The following is a 17,238-nucleotide window of genomic DNA, read 5'->3' on the forward strand; positions in this document are numbered from 1 at the left end:
TTCGCTCATGGCCACGCCGATCGCGATCGTCATGCTGGGAACCGGCGACTTCGCCCTACCCTTGTTCGAGAGCCTGCACGGAGCGGGCCATCGGCTGCTGTCCCTCGTCACCCAGCCCGACCGCCCGCAGGGGCGTCATCAAGAGCTGATCCCCAGCCTGATCAAGCAGTCGGCCCTGCGCCTGGGCGTGCCCGTGTTTCAGCCCGAGAAGGTCAACGAGCCGGAGGCCGTCGAGTCGATCCGGGAACTCGCCCCCGACCTGCTGGTGACGGCGGCGTACGGCCAGATCCTCTCGCCCGAACTTCTAGGCGTCGCCCGGCTGGGAGCGATCAACCTGCACGGCTCGATCCTCCCCTCCTACCGAGGCGCGGCGCCGGTCGCCCGAGCGATCGAGCGGGGCGAGACCGAGGCCGGCGTGACCGTCATCCAGATGACGCCGAAGATCGACGCGGGGGGCATGATCGCCGTCGCCCGGACCCCGATCGATCCCGACGAGACGGCCGGCGAACTGGAAGATCGGCTGGCGCGCCTGGGGGCTCCGTTGACGCTCGACGTCATCGAGAAGATCATCGCCGGCCGGGCCGAGATCCTCCCCCAGGACGGTTCGCTCGTCACCAAGGCCCCGAAACTGCGGAAGGAGTCGGGCGTCATCGACTGGACCCGCCCCGCGCTTGAGATCCACAACCTGGTGCGGGCGATGCAGCCCTGGCCGATCGCCTCGACCACCTGGACCGCCCTCCCATGGACGCCCACCGGCCCGCTTCGCGTGATCGTCCACAAGACGCGCCCCGTCGAAGGCGAAGGCGAGCCCGGCGTCGTGCTGTCCGCCACCCAGGGCGACCTCGTCGTCGCCGCCGGCCAGGGGGCGATCCAACTGCTGGTCGTCCAGATTCCCGGCAAGAAACCCATGACGGCCGCGGAATTCCTTCGTGGTCGACACGTTCAGCCCGGCGATCAAATGGGTGATGGATCGAAATCGGCGCCGCGAACGTCGTCGTGAGTTATAGTGTCTTTGGCCCGACCGCTTCCTTTCGGAGCATCGACAGGAGCACTCCCGCGAAGATGACCGGACGAACCATCGCCATCGGCGACATCCACGGCTGTTCGATGGCTTTGCGTTCCCTGCTCCAGGCGGTGGATCCGGGCTCGAACGATTTGATAGTCACCCTGGGCGATTACGTCAATCGCGGCCCCGATTCGCGGGGGGTGCTGGACCAGCTCATCGACCTCCGCCGACGATCGCGTCTGATTTCGATTCTGGGCAATCACGACGAGATGCTGCTGCGAGCCCGAGGCGGATCGTCGGATGTCGCGCAGAGGCCGGCCGGCGGCCTGCTGACGCGCGCCGCGTCCGAGATCGACCGCCCCCAGATCGCGCTCACCGAAGGGCACTTCGGCTTCCTTGAAGCCTGCGACGATTATTTCGAGACCGACGACCACATCTTCCTGCACGCCAGCTACGATCCTGTCTTACCCATGAATGAGCAGCCGACCTCGTTGCTCCGCTGGCAGTCGCTGCGCCGGGGAATCCCCGGCCGGCACGTGTCGGGGAAGACGGTCGTCGCCGGCCACACTTCGCAGAAGAACGGCAAGATCCTCGACCTCGGCCATCTCCGGTGCATCGACACCTACTGCTACGGCGGCGGATGGCTGACGGCCCTCGACGTCCATTCCGGCGAAGTCTGGCAAGTCGATGTCCGAGGCCGCGCGCGACCCCGACGGTCCTTGCGCTGAGCCGAAAACGCCGGCCGTCGCCGGTCCGCCCAGGAGGTTTGGTCTCAGGTCGTTTGTGAGTGGGCCGCTCCGGGAGTAGGATGAGGGTGCAGCACCATCGCGAACGACAACGGGCCCGGCGTATGGAGGCAAGAGTCGATCATGAGCGACAACCGGAACGACGTGTCCCGAGCGTGGGGACTCGAAAAGCTGGGGATCGAGCGCCGAGCTTCCACGTACTGGAACCCGCCCACGGCCGTCTTGTACGAGCACGCCGTCCGGCGGCAAGAAGGACTGATCGCGTACGGCGGGGCGCTCGTCGTCGACACCGGCGCGCACACCGGTCGGGCGCCCAATGACAAGTTCACGATCGACGAGCCGGGCAGCCGTGACAAGATCTGGTGGGGCGTCAGTAATCATCCGCTCTCCGAAGAGTCGTTCGAGCGTGTCTGGGCCCGGCAGCGGGCCTACATGGCCGACAAAGAGCTTTACGTCCAGGATTGCTATGGAGGGGCCGACCCGCGCTACCGGCTCCCCGTCCGGATCGTCACCGAATACGCGTGGCACAGCCTGTTCGTCCGCGACCTGCTGATCCGCGAGCACGCTCACGACGTGCTCCGAGCTTTCGTCCCCGAATTCACGATCATCGACACCCCCCACCTGTCCGCCGACCCCGCGACCGACGGCACCCACTCGGGGACCTTCATCCTGGTACACCTGGCGAAGAAGCTGGTGCTGATCGGCGGCACGCAGTACGCGGGCGAGATCAAGAAGTCGGTCTTCTCGCTGCTGAACTACCTGCTGCCGCAGCGCGGCGTCCTCGGCATGCACTGCTCGGCCAACTACGGCCGCGACAAGGACGACGTCGCGCTCTTCTTCGGGCTTTCGGGGACCGGCAAGACGACCCTCTCGACCTCGCCCGACCGCCGCCTGATCGGCGACGACGAGCACGGCTGGAGCGACGACGGCGTCTTCAATTTCGAAGGCGGCTGCTACGCCAAGGTGATCGGCATTCATGCAGAGAGCGAGCCCGAGATCTACGAGACGACCCGGATGTTCGGCACGGTGCTCGAGAACGTCGTCATCGACCCGGAGACTCGGAAACTCGACCTCGACAGCAAGCGATTGACCGAGAACACCCGCGCCGCGTATCCAATCACGCACGTCCCGGGGGCCGACCCCGAGGGCCTCGGCGGCCATCCCCGAAACATCTTCCTGCTGACGTACGATGCCTTCGGCGTGCTGCCGCCGATCGCCCGGCTGACCCCCGAGCAGGCGATGTACCACTATCTGACCGGTTACACATCGAAAGTCGCCGGAACCGAGGAAGGCGTCAACGAGCCGCAAGTCGTCTTCAGCCCGTGCTTCGGAGCGCCGTTCCTGCCGCTTCATCCCAAGGTCTACGCCCGGCTGCTCGGCAAGAAGATCGCCGAGCATCAGGCGCGGTGCTGGCTGGTGAACACCGGCGTGACCGGCGGACCGTACGGCGTCGGCAAGCGGATCGCGATGCCGATCACCCGGTCGCTGATCAACTCAGCCCTGGCCGGCGAGCTGGACGACGTGCCCACGAAGGTCAACGAGGCGTTCCATCTCAGCGCGCTGAGCCGGGTCCCCAGGCTGCCGCCCGACGTCCTCGACCCGCGCGCCTCATGGCCCGACCCCGAAGCCTACGACCGCAAGGCGGCCGAGCTGGCACGGCGGTTCGAGGAGAATCATCGCAGGATCGACGTCGAGATCTGATCCGATCGGTCGGCGATCGCGTCACACGGCCGGCTTGCCGTTGATCCGCGTCTGCTCGACGAAGTTCTCGGTGTCGGCGTCGATCGCCCGGCCGCGACGCCCGCGCGCCGGGTGGATGTAAAGCGTGTTGGGATCGACGACGTCGCGGTGCGGCGGCGGCGTGCTCATCTCGTACTTGACCGTCTGGCGGTGGTCGGCGAGTTGGAGTTGGGGGTTGAAGACGCTGTTGAACTTCCAGAGCATCCGCAGCGTGTTGGTCTGCCCTCGGCTGAGGTTGTTGGCCAGGATGCCGGCCAACGCCCCCACCGCGCGCCATCCCAGGTGCTTGCGGTTCAAGACCTGCTGCGTCCGCACCAACTCGCCGTAGAATTCGTGGAGCGGCAGTTTGGTGGGGAGCACCGCGTGCTGGATGTCGAACAGCCGGTAGTCGCGCGTGGTCAGCTTACGCGCCTCCGTCACCCAGCTCTCGGTGCCCGGATACGGCGTGTTGACGCTGATGTTGACGATCTCGGGGATCTCCAGGCACCACTGACGGATCACCTCGAATTGCTGATGGTCCCACGAGGGGTCGGCGATGATGTTGATCGCCACCATAATGCCGAGCGACCGGGCGAATTCGAGCGCCTCGAAGTTCTTCGAAAGCGTCACCCGCTTGCGGAACCGCTTGAGCCCATCCTCATCGATCGCCTCGACGCCGAGGAACATATACTGAAGTCCGAGCGTCTTCCAGAACCGGAAGACGTCCTTGTTGCGAAGGAGGACGTCGCCCCGGGTTTCGAGGTAATACTGCTTGCGAATCCCCCGCCGCGCGATCCCCTCGCCTATCGCCATGCCGTGCTCGGCCTGGATGAACGCCACGTCGTCGACGATGAAGACGCCGGGCTCGCGGATCGAGGCCAGCTCGTCGACCGACGCCTCGGCCGATTTGACTCGATAGCTCCGGCCGTAAAACGTCCAGGCGCTGCAAAACGAGCAATCCCACGGGCAGCCTCGGCTGAACTCGATCGAGGCGCATGGATCGAGGACGCCGATGAAGTACTTGCGCCGATGGCGCAGCAAGTCGCGCGCGGGATGGTGGTCGTCGAGGTTGCGGACGAACGCGGGAGCGGGGCCCGCGCCCGCCGCCGTGACGACGCCGGGAAGTTCGATCAGGCTCGCGGGGTCGCGATCGGACGCGGCGGCTTCGATGAGCCTCGCGACCGTGGCCTCCCCCTCTCCCTTGAGCACGCAGTCGATCGCGCCGTCGCTGTGCGCGATCATGTCGGCCGCGACAAAGGACGCGCTGTGGCCGCCGACGAAGAAAAACACGTCGGGCAGGCGATCCTTGGTCGCCTTCGCCAGGTCGACGATCTCCGGAATGTTCGCCAGGTAGTTGCATGAGAATGCGACAACGTCCGGACGCCAGCTCTCGATCTCGCGGAAGTACGCCGCGTGGTCGTCGACCTGCAAGTCGATCAGGCGGACGTCGTGCCCCGAGCGGCGAAGCTCGGCGGCAATCGTCTCGATTCCCAACGGTTCGAGACGGAGGAAGATCTTCGTGTACATCAACGAGCTGGGATGAGCGGCCAGTATTTTCATGAGGTTCAGCGGCTGATCGTAGCGGAGGAGTTTTGCCAGGTGGTTTCCATCAAGCGCGGTGCAATCCTACCAGAACCACACGCCACGAGTGCCCGCCGAGCCGGCAAGAACCGAGGAATCCACGACGACGAAGCCCGCACGCCTTGCTCATCGCCCCTATTTTCTCTGCCGCGACGAATTCCAAGGGTTGCGGACGCCCTCCAGCCGTCATGCCGGCCGCATTTCGGCTCGTTCTCAAGGCCTCGATCGACAGCGGTTCCCATGCCGCGCCAAGCTTGTTAGAATCAAGGTCCGGAAGCGGTCGCCCGGCGCAGGTGATTGGGCCTGTTGAAAATGGATCTCGACCCGAGAGATACCTGCCTGTCAGTCCGCGAGCCAATGAGCGGTCTGGGAGCAAGAGCGATGGCCGATCAGCCGACCTCGCATCCGCGTAAGAAGTTATACATCGAGACGGTCGGCTGCCAGATGAACGTTCTGGACAGCGAGCTCGTCGTTGCGCGGTTGCGCGACGACGGATATGAGCTGACGACCGACATCGAGGAAGCCGACGCGATCCTCTACAACACCTGCTCGGTCCGCCAGCACGCCGAAGACAAGATCTACAGCGCCCTGGGACGGATCAAGCAGCTCAAGAAGCGCAAGCCCGAGCTGTCGATCGGGGTCCTCGGCTGCATGGCGCAGAAGGATCAGAACCTGATCCTGAAGCGGGCGCCGCACGTCGACATCGTCGTCGGCCCCGGCCAGCTCGCGCGGGTGCCCGAACTCTTGACGATCGCCAAGGCCGAGGCGAAGCCGCAGCTCGCCGTGAGCCTGGCGCGCACCGCCGGGTCGCGCGACGACGTCACGTCGAGCTTCGACAACTACGACTCCGACCGCGAGCCCTCGGTCCGGCCCAGTCCGTTCCAGGCGTATCTCCGCGTGATGATGGGCTGCGACAAGTTCTGCACCTACTGCATCGTGCCGTCGGTCCGAGGCCCCGAGCAGAGCCGGCCGCCCGACGGCATCGTCGCCGAGGCCCGCGCCCTCGCCGGCCAGGGGGTGAAGGAGATCACCCTCATCGGTCAGACGGTCAACAGCTACAAGTTCCGCGAGCCCGACGGCCGCACCACGCGGCTCTCGGACCTCCTGGCCCGGCTCCACGACGTCGAAGGCGTCGAGCGGATCAAGTTCATCACGAACTTCCCCAACGACATGACCGACGACCTGCTCCAGGCCGTCCGCGACCTCCCCAAGGTCTCGCGCTATATCCACGTCCCCGCCCAGAGCGGCTGCGACCTGGTCCTCAAGCGCATGAAGCGGATGTACACGGTCGGCTTCTACGAAGACATGCTGGCCCGGCTTCGCGAGACGATCCCCGGCTCGTCGGTTTCGAGCGACTTCATCGTGGGGTTCTGCGGCGAGACGGACGAGTCGTTCCAGAAGACCATCGGCCTGGTCGAGCGGTCGCGGTTCAAGAACAGCTTCATCTTCAAGTACAGCCCCCGGACCGGCACGAAGGCCGACGACCTGTTCGCCGACGACGTCCCGGAGGAGGTCAAGAAGCGCCGCAATCATGAGTTGCTGGAGCTTCAGACGGCGATCAGCCTGGAAGACAACATGGAGTTCGTGGGGCGGGAAACGACCGTCCTGGTCGAAGGCCGGAGCCGTTCGACGACGCGTCGGGAGGGCTGGGACGGCGTCGATCAGTTGTCGGGCCGGACGCACTGCGACCGCATCGTGGTGTTCGACGGCCCCGAGCGGTTGATCGGTCGGATGGTTCAGGTCCGGATCGAGAACGCCAGCGGCGTAACCTTGTTCGGACAGGTTGTGACGGCCGAGCGAATCGCGTCTTCGGTGTGAAGGGGGAGCCGATGGCGTGCCAGCTCGGCGCGCTGGTGAATTGTTGGATGGCCTGGGGCGGGATCGAGTCGAGCCTTGCGCCCGACGACGAGGTTCTGGCGACCGGTTTCGCCGAGACCGACGTCTGCCGGCCCCCCGCCGATCCCGGTGCCATCGCGGCGTGGGAGAACCGTCACGGGTTCCGCCTGCCCACGGGCCTTCGCGCCTGGCTGCTGCTCTCCAACGGCCTCTACCGCGGCGGCCCGCTGATCCACCCGATCACCGCGATCGGTCCGATGGTCATCTTCGCGCGGATGAACGAGCTGTTGATCCAGCCGGAAAGCTGGTTCGAGCTGGGCAACCCCAACATCGAAACGGTCTGCGTCGATCTGGCCTACCGCTGGCCCGGCGGCGGCCATCCAATCTTCGTCTCGGGCGACGACGAGGCCGGCACCTCCCCTCGGATCATCGCCCGGAGCTTTGAAGAGTGGTTTCTCGAACTGCTCCGCCAGGGAGGCCGGGAATACTGGCTGGACCCGGGTTCGACGGATCTCGGCGACCCCTGGGCGGCGCATCGGCGGTTCACGCCGCAGCCCGAGTTGCCCGGCCGTCTCCGTCGATTCGCCGCCGAGGTCCGTTCGCTGGTTTCGGCCCGCGTCGACGAACGCGAGATCGCGGCGCGAACCGGCCTGAGCAACGACGATGTGGAAGCGATCATCCGACACGTTCAGCACGTCCCGCCGGATTTCGCCCCCTCGTGAACGAGCGCCACCGCAGTCGAGTCCGCTCCCGGGTTCGTTGGAGATCTCGTCGTTGCACGCCCATCGGCTCCTGAGCAAGCTCGCAAACCTGGAAGACGCGCGCGAGTGGCTGGTCGGTCTGGGCGTTCGCGACGCCAAACGGGGCGTCGATGATCTGCTCGATCTGGTCGGCCGCTGCGGTTCGGACTCGAACGACGTCGTCGTGAGAATCCTTGAGCAGCTCGAAGTCCTCCTCCCGCGTTGCTCCGATCCGGGCATGGCGCTCACGAACCTCGATCGTTACGTCGCGGCCCTGGCGACCCCGCGAGGCGGCCTTGCGAGGCTGGCCGTGCGGCCGAGGGCGACCGAGACGCTGCTTCAGGTTTTCAGCACCAGCCAGCATCTCAGCGAGGTCTTGATCCGCAGTCCCGAGCTGATCGACTGGTTGCAGTCAGGCGCCGAGCGTCGCGATCGCCAGACCCTGATCGACGACCTCTGGAACATCCTGACCAGGAGCGAACCGGCCGACGATCATCGGCTGGCCCTCCGCCGGTTCCGGCTCCGCGAGACGCTCCGCATCGGCTACAACGACATCGTCCGGGGTTTCCCGCTCGAAGTCACCACCGTCGACCTCTCGAACCTGGCCGACGCCTGCGTCGAAGCGGCGACGCGGCTGGCGCGGGCGTCGGTCGAATCGCGTTACGGAACGCCGATGCGAGCCGACGGCGAGCCCGCTCGGTTCGTGGTCCTGGGCCTGGGCAAGCTCGGCGGGACCGAGCTGAACTACAGCTCGGACATCGACCTGATCTTCATGTACGACGAGGACGGGATGACGCGGGGGCCTCGGGTCGTCTCGTCGTCCGAGTTCTTCGCGCGGATGGGGGGCGAGGTGGTCCGGCTGCTGGCCGATCACACCCAGCTCGGCATGGCGTACCGCGTCGACATGCGGCTGCGGCCGGAGGGCGACCAGGGGGTCCTCGTCCGCTCGTTCGACGCCACGATGGGCTATTACGTCACGCGCGGTCGGACGTGGGAGCGCCAGGCGCTCATCAAGTGCCGGCCGGTCGCCGGCGACCTCGATCTCGGCCGCGGCTTCATCGAAGCCATCACGCCGTTCATCTACCGACGCTATTTGAGCGCCTCGGAGATCGCGGAAATCAAGGCGCTCAAGCGGCGGATCGAGCAGCGGACGGCCTCGGCGGGACGGGCCGAAGTCGAGGTCAAGACCGGCCGCGGCGGCATTCGCGACGTCGAGTTCGTCGTCCAGTTCCTCCAGCTCCTGCACGGCGGCGAATACCCCGAGGTCCGCGGCCCTAACACGTTCGAAGCCATCGACCGCCTCGAACAGCTCGGGTCGCTCACCGCCGAAGAGCGCGCCGTGATGGACGGCACCTACCGGTTTCTCAGGCAGGTCGAGCACCGGCTCCAGATTCTCTTCGACCGCCAGACCCACGAGATGCCGCGCGACATCGAAGACCTGCGCACCCTGGCGATCCGGATGGGATACACCGCGCAAGGCGCGCTCGACGAACGGTCCGGCCCGGCCCATCGGTTCCTCGCCGACTACAAGAGCAAGACCGAGCTGAACCGCCGCATCCTCGACCATATCCTCCACGACGCCTTTCTCGATGACGCGGGCGCCGAGGCCGATCCGGTCGTCGACCTGGTCCTCGACCCCGATCCTAGCGATGAACTCGTCGCCGAAGTGCTCGGACGATACCCGTTCCGCGACCGCGCCGGCGCGTATCAGAACTTGATGGCGCTGGCGCGCGAGGATTTCCCGTTCCTGTCGCACGCGCGCTGCCGGCACTTCCTGGCGTCGATCGCGCCTCGGCTGATGCAAGCCCTCGGCCAGACCGCCGACCCCGACCTGACGCTCGCGAACCTCGAAAAAGTCTCGGCCTCGCTCGGCGCTAAGGCGATCCTCTGGGAGCTGTTCAACTTCAACCCACCGAGCCTGCGGCTGTACGTCGATCTCTGCGCGACCAGCCAGTTGGTCTCACGGCTCTTGATCACGAACCCCGGCATGATCGACGATTTGATGGATTCTCTGGTCATCGACCGGCCGCTCCCGGGCGCGGCGATCAAGGCCGAACTCGCCGAGCTGACCAAGGGCGCGGAAGACCTCGCGCCGATCCTCTGGAGTTTCCGCAACAAGGAGTGGGTGCGCATCGGCACGCGCGACGTGCTGGGGCGCGAACCGATCCGCGAGGTGACGCGCGAGCTGGCCGACGTCGCCGAGGCCGTCGTCGGCCAGATCGCGCGCAACCAGTGGACCCAGCGCGCCAAGCGGTTCGGCGTCCCAACGCGCGCGACCGACGGCGCGCGCGACCGGTGGGCGATCCTGGCTCTCGGCCGACTCGGCGGACGCGAGCTGAACTACCACAGCGACCTTGACCTCGTCTTCCTCCATGAGAGCGACGGACAGACGATGAGAGGCGTCGATACGACCTCGAATCAGCAGTTCGTGACCGAGGTCGCCCAGCGGATGCTCAAGGCGCTGGGGCGCGACGCCCTGACCGGGACGCTCTACCAGGTCGACACCCGGCTCCGACCCCACGGCGCCGCCGGGCCGCTGGTCAACACCCTGGAGTCGTTCACGCATTACTATGAGACCGCCGCGCAGTCATGGGAACGACTCGCACTGACGCGCGGGCGCGTGATCTTCGCCACCGGCGGCTTCGGCCGCGAGGTCGGCGAGGCGCTCCGCGCGATTCTCACAGCGCCCGTGGACCCGGCGACGATCGGCCCCGAAGTCGCCGCCATGCGCCGCCGGCTCGAAGATTCACGCAGCCGAAACGACCTCAAGCGGGGCATCGGCGGGTTGGCCGACGTCGAGTTCATCGTCCAGTATCTCATGCTCGTCAACGCCGCCCAACGGCCCGATGTGCTTCGTACGAATCTCTGGGACGGGCTCGACGCGCTCCTGAAAGCGGGCGTGCTCCCAGCCGACATGCACGCCGAGCTTCGCGACATCTACAACTTCCTCCGAAGCGTCGAGGCTCGGCTCCGGCTGGTCCACGACCGCGCGGGGACCGAGCTTCCAGAGGACCCCGACGACCTGACCCGACTCGCGCGTCGGCTCAACTACGACGCCGCCGATCCAACGCTCGCGGTCTCCACGTTCCTCCTCGACTCGGCCCGGTTCACCACCCGCGCCCGGGCGATCTTCCAGCAGATCATCCTGTCCGAAGACAAGCCGGAGGCGTGAGGCGAGCCTAACGCGATTCTTGCTCTGGGGTTTCAGATATTCATCAAAAACGGCTGTCGCGAGCATACCCTCTCCCTCAAGGAGAGAAGGGAATTCAGATCCGCCTTCGGGCGCAACTCAGCTTTAACCTGGTCTAACGCGCGCTGAGGACGTTTCGATCCGATGATCGATCGACCCGGCCCCGATCGCCGGCCTTCCGCTCCTTGACCTCGATGGCCCGGAACTCGATGTCGCCGCCGTGGTTCTGAAGGCAGATGAAGCCTCGCAGCGGCTTCGTCTTCAGCGGCTCGAGCGCGCTCTGGTCGACGTCCTGGATCAGCTTGCCGTTGAGCGAAACGCGGATCTTCGGTCCGATGCAGGTGACCTCGATCGTGTTCCACTGGCCGGCCGGCTTGATCGCGTTCTCCTTCGGGGCGACGTACCGGTAGAGTGAGCCGGTGCTGTGCGGCGTGGGGGGCTTCCCCGAATCGTCGGCGAGCTGGATCTCGTACGAGTAGAACGACGGCCGCGTGGCCCGCGATTGCTCGGGGTTGAAGGCGCCGGTGCGAATCCCCAGGCCGCTGTTGCAGCCGGGCGCCATCCGGAATTCGAGATGGAGCGTGAAGTCGTCGAACTCCCGCTCCTTGAACCGGAGGAACCCGAACCCCTTGCCCTTGCACGAGAGCAGGCCGTCGTGAACCGTCCAGACCGGGACGGTCTTGCCGTCGCGCTGGAACTCCGACGCCCCCTCGGCGATCCAACCGTTCAGGCTCTTGCCGTCGAACAGCGACCGGGGCGCTTCATCATCGGGGGGATATCCCATCAACACCAAGGCGAGCAACGCGATCCGCATCGATCACCGCCGGGTCAGAGGAGTGGCGACAGAATCGCCGGATCGAGAATATGCACGAATCCCAACGCGGCCGAGGACGACCGAACGCGATCCTATCATGCCCCCCGACGACTTGCGAGATCCTGACCAGGAGTCGCCCGTCGGCGGCTTTGTCTCATCCGATTGGGTCTCTTCTACCTTGACAGCCAGGCTTAGCTGTTTTTAATAATAGTATGGAAGCCAGATAGGCTTGATCGCTCCGTCGCACCCAGCGAAAGTCTGAAATCGAGCATGCGTCCGTTATCGGGCACGATGAGATTTCTGGTAGCGCTTATCCTTTTGCGCATGCTCGCAGCGCCCGTCGCCTTACGGTCGGACGCGCTCAGGCTCCCGGCGCGCGACCACTTCGTGGTCCGCATGTGCGCGTGGCCGGCCCAGAAGCCGCAACGCTTGACCTGTGCGTCGATCCTTTCAAGGATCTGGCGCCAACGGTGGACTCCGAACGACGATCCGCCGCTGAGTTCTCTGGTTCGTGGGTCCGCCGGCCTGACCCGCGCCTGCCTCTCTCAGCTCGTCCTGAGCTTATTTCGAAGCACGACCGCCAGCCGACTGGTCGATAGTCCGCGCTGTTGAGCCGCTTCGTCCCACCCTCCTGATGATCGGCCGTATCGAGTTTCCAGTCGGGATCCCGTGCGCGTCGTTACATTCCGACCATTCACCCCCATCTGGAATCGCCTTTCCAACGGTGGAGACTCTCAATTGAACGGCTTGATCCGTGCATCGCTCAGGAATCCCTACGCCGTGACCGTCTTTTGCCTGACGCTCGTCATGCTCGGAACGGTTTCGGTATACATGATCCCCATCGACATCCTGCCGGTGTTCAAGAGCCCGGCCGTGCAAGTTCTGACGTTCTACTCGGGAATGCCCGCGGCGAGCATTGAGAAGGACATCACCAACCGCATGGAACGCTGGGTCGGCCAGGCCAACGGCACGTCCCGGCAAGAGTCGCGGTCGATCGTCGGGGCGAGCATCGTCCGCGACTTCTTCCGTAGCGGCGTCGACCCCAACGGCGCACTGACCCAGGTCAACTCGCTGGCCCTGGCAGCGGTTCCAAACCTGCCGCCGGGCACTCTTCCCCCCGTGGTCCTGCCGTTCGACCCCACGAGCATCACGCCCGTCGGCATCGTCGCGGTCGACAGTCCCGACGGCTCGCAGAACGAATCGATCCTCTACGACGTGGGACGTTACGAAGTCCGGAACATGCTCATGAGCATCAAGGGCGCCGTGGCGCCGGTCGTCTACGGCGGGAAGATCCGGGCCGTGATGGCGTATCTCGACCGCCAGAGGCTTCAAGCTCGGGGGCTCTCGCCGCTGGACGTCATGAACGCGCTGGACAACTACAACGTCTTTCTCCCCACCGGCGACGCCAAGATCGGCGACGTCGATTACGCGCTCGATTCGAACTCGATGTTCGACTATCCCTCGGACATGGGAGACATCCCCCTCGGTTCCAAGATCGGCAACGTCTCCTACCTACGGGACGTGGCGACCACCAAGGACGCGTCGTACATTCAGACGAACGTGGTGCGGATCGACGGCCGCCGCGAAGTCTACATCCCCGTCTTCCGCCAGCTTGGCTCCAGCACCCTGGCCGTCGTCAACAATGTGAAGGCGAAGCTCGACGAATTCACCTCGCGACTGACCCGCGACGGGATCGAGCTCAAGTTGGTCATGGACCAGTCGATCTTCGTCCGCCAGGCGATCTCCAGCTTGGTCCAGGAAGGCGTGCTGGGAGCCGTCCTTTGCTCGCTGACCATCTTGCTGTTCCTCGGCCAGTGGCGAATGACCGCGATCGCCGTGATGACTCTGCCGATCTCGGTGCTCTCGGCGTGCATCCTGCTTTTCTACGCGGGCCAGACGATCAACGTCATGACACTGGCCGGCCTCACCCTCGCAATCGGGCCGATGATCGACAGCGCGATCATCTGTCTGGAAAACACGCATCGACACCTGGGCCTGGGGGCGAGTTCCAGGGAAGCCGCCTACCTCGGCGCCAGCGAAGTGGCGCTGCCCGAGTTGGTCTCAACCCTCTGCACGTTCTTGGTGCTCGCGCCGCTGGCTCTGATGCCCGGCATGGGCGAGTTCCTGTTCATGCCGCTGACTCTGGCGGTGGCGTTCGCCATGTGCTCGGCCTACATCCTCTCGCGGACGCTGGTCCCAGCCTGCAGCGCCGCATGGCTGAGCGGTCACGGCCACGGCCAGGGGCACGGGCACGCGGAAGCGGACTCCTTGGGGAACGCGAGCGACGGCGAGAGCCGATGGTTGGCGGCAAGGGCGTTCGCTCGCTGGGAACGGATGGTCGACGGGATGTTCGAGGCGTACGCCCGAGTTTTGGAAGTGGTCCTCAGGCATCGACTCCTCGTGATCGGCGTCGGTTACGGTGCGTTGGTCCTGACGCTGTTGGTCTTCTGGCCGATCATGCGCCGGGAGTTCTACCCCGAGGTGGACGCCGGGGCGTTCGAGATGTACGTCCGGGCTCCGAGCGGCACACGGATCGAGAGGACCGAGGAGAAGATCGCCCAGATCGAGGAACTCATCAAGACGACGATCCCCAAGCACGACCTGGAGCTGTTCGTCTCCGAGATCGGAGTCAACGCCGACTGGTCGGCGGCGTACACGCCCAACTCGGGACCGATGGACGCGGTGATCAAGGTCCAGCTCAAGGAACATCGCGGCAAGTCGGCGCAAGAATACGTGCATATCGTTCGAACCGCCGTGGCGAACGACTCGCGGTTCCACAACCTCGACTTCGGCTTCGACGCCGGCGGCCTGGTTCGCGGCGCCATGAACGAGGGCAAATCGACTCCCATCAACATCCGAATCACCGGCAAGAACCAGCGGACGGCGCGCAGCGTCGCCGAGCAGATTCGCGCGCGGTGCGTCAAGATCGACGGTATCGTCGACGCGCGGATCATCCAGCGGCTCGACTATCCGGAGTACGTGATCGAGGTGAACCGGGCCAAGGCGGCCGACCTGGGACTGACTCAGATCGACGTCATGAAGAACGTGGTCGCCGCGTTCAATTCCTCGATCCAGTTCAACAAGAAGAACTTCTGGATCGACCCGATCGGCGGCAACCAGTACTTCGTCGGCGTCCAGTATCCCGAAGGGGACATCAAGTCGATCGAGACCTTGCTGAACATACCGATCACCAGCACCGACCAGCGCAAGGCGATCCCGCTTCGCAACCTGATCACGCTCCGCAAGACCACCGTGCCGACCGAAGTGACCCACGACAACATCCAGCCGACGATCGACCTGGCGATGGGCGTTTACGGCCGCGACCTCGGCCACATCTCCGACGACGTGACCGCCGTCGTCGACGCCTTCGGCGTGAAGCAGGCGGACGGGTCGTGGCAGCCCTTCGATCCTTCGTCCAGCCGCAAGCAGCTCCTGAAAGGCTCGAAGATCGTGCTCAGCGGCGAGTACTCGCGGATGCAGGACACCTTCCGCAACCTCGGCTTCGGACTGATCGGCGCATCGGTTCTGATTTACTTCCTGATGGTTGGTCTGGACAAGTCGTGGGTCGTCCCCTTGACCGTCATGCTGATCGTGCCGCTCTGCCTGGTCGGCATCCTGCCGGCCCTCTTCTTCACGGGGACGGCGGTGAATGTGCAGTCGCTGCTCGGGTTCATCTTCGTCGTCGGTATCAAAGTGGCCAACACGGTGTTGATGACCGACTTCGCCCAGGAACTCAGACACTCCGAGTCGCTCACCCCGACTCAGGCGATACTCAAGTCGGCGTCGATCCGGGTCAAGCCGGTCACGATGACGGCGGTCGCGGCGTTCTTCGCCCTGATCCCGGGCGCCCTCGCGCTCGAGCGGGGGAGCGAGGCCAACGCCCCACTCGCCCGCGCCATCCTCGGCGGCCTGCTGGCCGGGGAGCCCGCCACCCTGTTCGTGCTCCCTTGCCTCTATTCGCTCCTGGTGCGCGACCGCGCGGGCGCCCACGACGGCGAGGGCGCTGACGACGCGGCCCCCAACCGCGACAGCGACGAATTCGCGGTGGATGTCGACGAATACTAGGATCGAAACTCTCAGCCGATGATCAATTGAAAGAATCGTTGCGGCGTCTGAAATTTGGAGGCCTTCGTCCGTGTCAACTGCAACAAGTACTCATGCGTCGCCTCACGCTGCTCCGGCGAAACGAGGACGGCGGCGATGGATCGTGCTCGCCGCGACGGTCGTCGCCGGTCTGAGCGCCGCGGCCTGGTACATTCACATGAAAGAGGCCGCGGCCGCGTCACGCACGGCTAGAAGCTCAAACACCCCTGAAGGGCAGGCGGCGGACGAGCCGATCCCGGTTGAAACAGTTCGGTTGACCAAGGGGGGGATCATAAGAACCTCGACCCAGATCGGCTCGGTCCACCCTTACGAGGAGGCTGACCTCTTCGCCAAGATCTCGGGCTACCTCTCGAAGCTCAACGTCAACTACGGCGATTCGGTGAAGCAAGACCAGGTCCTGGCCGAGATCGACGATCCCGAGGTCGAGGCCGATGCGGAGAAGGCCGTGGCGGACGTGCGGCAGGCCGTGGCGGCCTCGGCCCAGACCGAGGCGTTCATCGAGGTCGCGAAGGCGGACCGGGAAGCCGCGGCCAGCGCAGTCGAACAGGCGACCTCCGAGGTCGAGCGATTCGTCTCCATGAGCTCCTACCACGGCAAGAAATTTGAACGCTACAGACGGCTGGTCCAGAGCAAGGCGGTTCCCCAGGAGATCGCCGACGAGGAGGAGGAGAGTTATGAATCGGCCAGGTCCAACGAGCACGCGGCCCGGCATGCGGTCTTGAAAGCCAAGGCCGACCTCATCGCGGCCGAGGCCAGGATCAAGAAGGCCAAGGCCGACCTCGACGAGGCCAGGGCCAACATCTCGGTGGCCGAAGCCAAGCGAGCCAGGGCCGAGGCGCTGCTCGGGTACACCAAGATCCACTCTCCCTACGACGGCGTCGTCACCAAGCGCAACTTCTTTCGAGGGGCGTTCATCCGGTCGGCCGCCGAGGGGGGCGTCGTCCCCTTGCTGACGGTCGCCCGGACCGACAAGGTCTACGTGGTCACCGAGGTCCCCGACCGCGACGTGCCGCTGACCGACGTCGGCGACGCGGTCGAGATCACGCTCGACGCCCTCGGGACCGAGGTCTTCAAGGCCAAGGTCTCCCGGATCGCCGAGCGGGAAGACCCCACGTCCCGGACCATGCACACCGAGATCGATCTCCCCAACCCCGAGAATCGAATCCGCCCGGGGATGTACGGCATCGCCAAGATCATCCTCGACATGTCCACAAAGAACTCGACCCTGCCCGCCTCCTGCCTCGTGGGGGAGTCGAGGGGGGGCCGAGCCGACGTCTACCTGATCAAGGACGGCAAGGCGAAAAAAACGGCCGTCGCGGTCGGGGCCGACGACGGCATCCGGGTCGAGATCCTCTCCGGCGTCAATCCGGAAGACGAGGTGCTTACGAATCCCAGCTCTGTGACCGAAGGCATTCCCGTCCGCGGCATTCATCAAGAAGTGGGAGAATCCGAGCCGGCCGAAGCGTCCCCCACAGAGCACGCCCCTAACACATAACTTCTTG

The 17,238-nt window shown here is 65.3% G+C and carries 10 protein-coding genes; 8 read left to right on the top strand and 2 right to left on the bottom strand.

Annotated elements, in window-relative coordinates; genetic code table 11:
• Positions 1-7 precede the first annotated feature (7 nt).
• The 3 genes from fmt to pckA all read left to right on the top strand — a co-directional run bounded on the left by fmt (position 8) and on the right by pckA (position 3,453).
• Positions 8-1,000 carry a methionyl-tRNA formyltransferase gene (gene fmt / locus BSF38_RS09400; RefSeq protein WP_076345028.1) on the top strand — a complete coding sequence of 331 codons (993 nt, stop codon included), beginning with the start codon at positions 8-10 and terminating at the stop codon, positions 998-1,000.
• Positions 1,001-1,062: 62 nt separating this feature from the next.
• The gene (locus BSF38_RS09405; RefSeq protein ID WP_076345030.1) at positions 1,063-1,734 is read left to right on the top strand and encodes a metallophosphoesterase family protein; all 672 of its coding nucleotides are present in this window, start codon (positions 1,063-1,065) and stop codon (positions 1,732-1,734) included.
• A gap of 141 nt (positions 1,735-1,875) precedes the next feature.
• Positions 1,876-3,453 carry a phosphoenolpyruvate carboxykinase (ATP) gene (gene pckA / locus BSF38_RS09410; RefSeq protein ID WP_076345032.1) on the top strand — a complete coding sequence of 526 codons (1,578 nt, stop codon included), beginning with the start codon at positions 1,876-1,878 and terminating at the stop codon, positions 3,451-3,453.
• A 21-nt stretch (positions 3,454-3,474) separates the two neighbouring features.
• Here the strand turns inward: pckA and hpnR are convergent, their stop codons facing one another.
• Positions 3,475-5,031 (bottom strand): hopanoid C-3 methylase HpnR, encoded by a 1,557-nt coding sequence (gene hpnR / locus BSF38_RS09415; RefSeq protein WP_076345034.1) that lies wholly within the window; start codon positions 5,029-5,031, stop codon positions 3,475-3,477.
• Between the two features lie 402 nt (positions 5,032-5,433).
• Between hpnR and miaB the strand changes: the two genes are divergently transcribed.
• From miaB to glnE, 3 genes are read left to right on the top strand one after another with little or no spacing between them, the layout of a single operon-like run.
• A complete protein-coding gene (gene miaB / locus BSF38_RS09420; RefSeq protein ID WP_076345036.1) occupies positions 5,434-6,870 on the top strand; it encodes a tRNA (N6-isopentenyl adenosine(37)-C2)-methylthiotransferase MiaB in 1,437 nt (478 codons plus the stop codon).
• A gap of 11 nt (positions 6,871-6,881) precedes the next feature.
• Positions 6,882-7,610, top strand: coding sequence for an SMI1/KNR4 family protein (locus BSF38_RS09425; RefSeq protein ID WP_145952038.1), 729 nt, complete (start codon positions 6,882-6,884; stop codon positions 7,608-7,610).
• A gap of 52 nt (positions 7,611-7,662) precedes the next feature.
• Entirely contained in the window at positions 7,663-10,800 is a 3,138-nt protein-coding gene (gene glnE, locus BSF38_RS09430) for a bifunctional [glutamate--ammonia ligase]-adenylyl-L-tyrosine phosphorylase/[glutamate--ammonia-ligase] adenylyltransferase (protein ID WP_237170818.1), read from the top strand.
• A 133-nt stretch (positions 10,801-10,933) separates the two neighbouring features.
• On the opposite strand, the gene BSF38_RS09435 is transcribed toward glnE, so the two are convergent.
• Positions 10,934-11,632, bottom strand: a complete 699-nt coding sequence (locus BSF38_RS09435) for a 3-keto-disaccharide hydrolase (protein WP_076345042.1) — start codon at positions 11,630-11,632, stop codon at positions 10,934-10,936.
• A 738-nt stretch (positions 11,633-12,370) separates the two neighbouring features.
• Here BSF38_RS09435 and BSF38_RS09445 point away from each other — a divergent pair.
• Entirely contained in the window at positions 12,371-15,697 is a 3,327-nt protein-coding gene (locus tag BSF38_RS09445) for an efflux RND transporter permease subunit (protein ID WP_083712827.1), read from the top strand.
• A 142-nt stretch (positions 15,698-15,839) separates the two neighbouring features.
• Complete coding sequence (locus BSF38_RS09450) at positions 15,840-17,231, top strand: efflux RND transporter periplasmic adaptor subunit (protein ID WP_076345046.1); 1,392 nt, start codon at positions 15,840-15,842, stop codon at positions 17,229-17,231.
• Positions 17,232-17,238 lie beyond the last annotated feature (7 nt).

This window comes from Paludisphaera borealis, assembly GCF_001956985.1.
GTDB classification, from domain to species: Bacteria; Planctomycetota; Planctomycetia; order Isosphaerales; family Isosphaeraceae; genus Paludisphaera; species Paludisphaera borealis.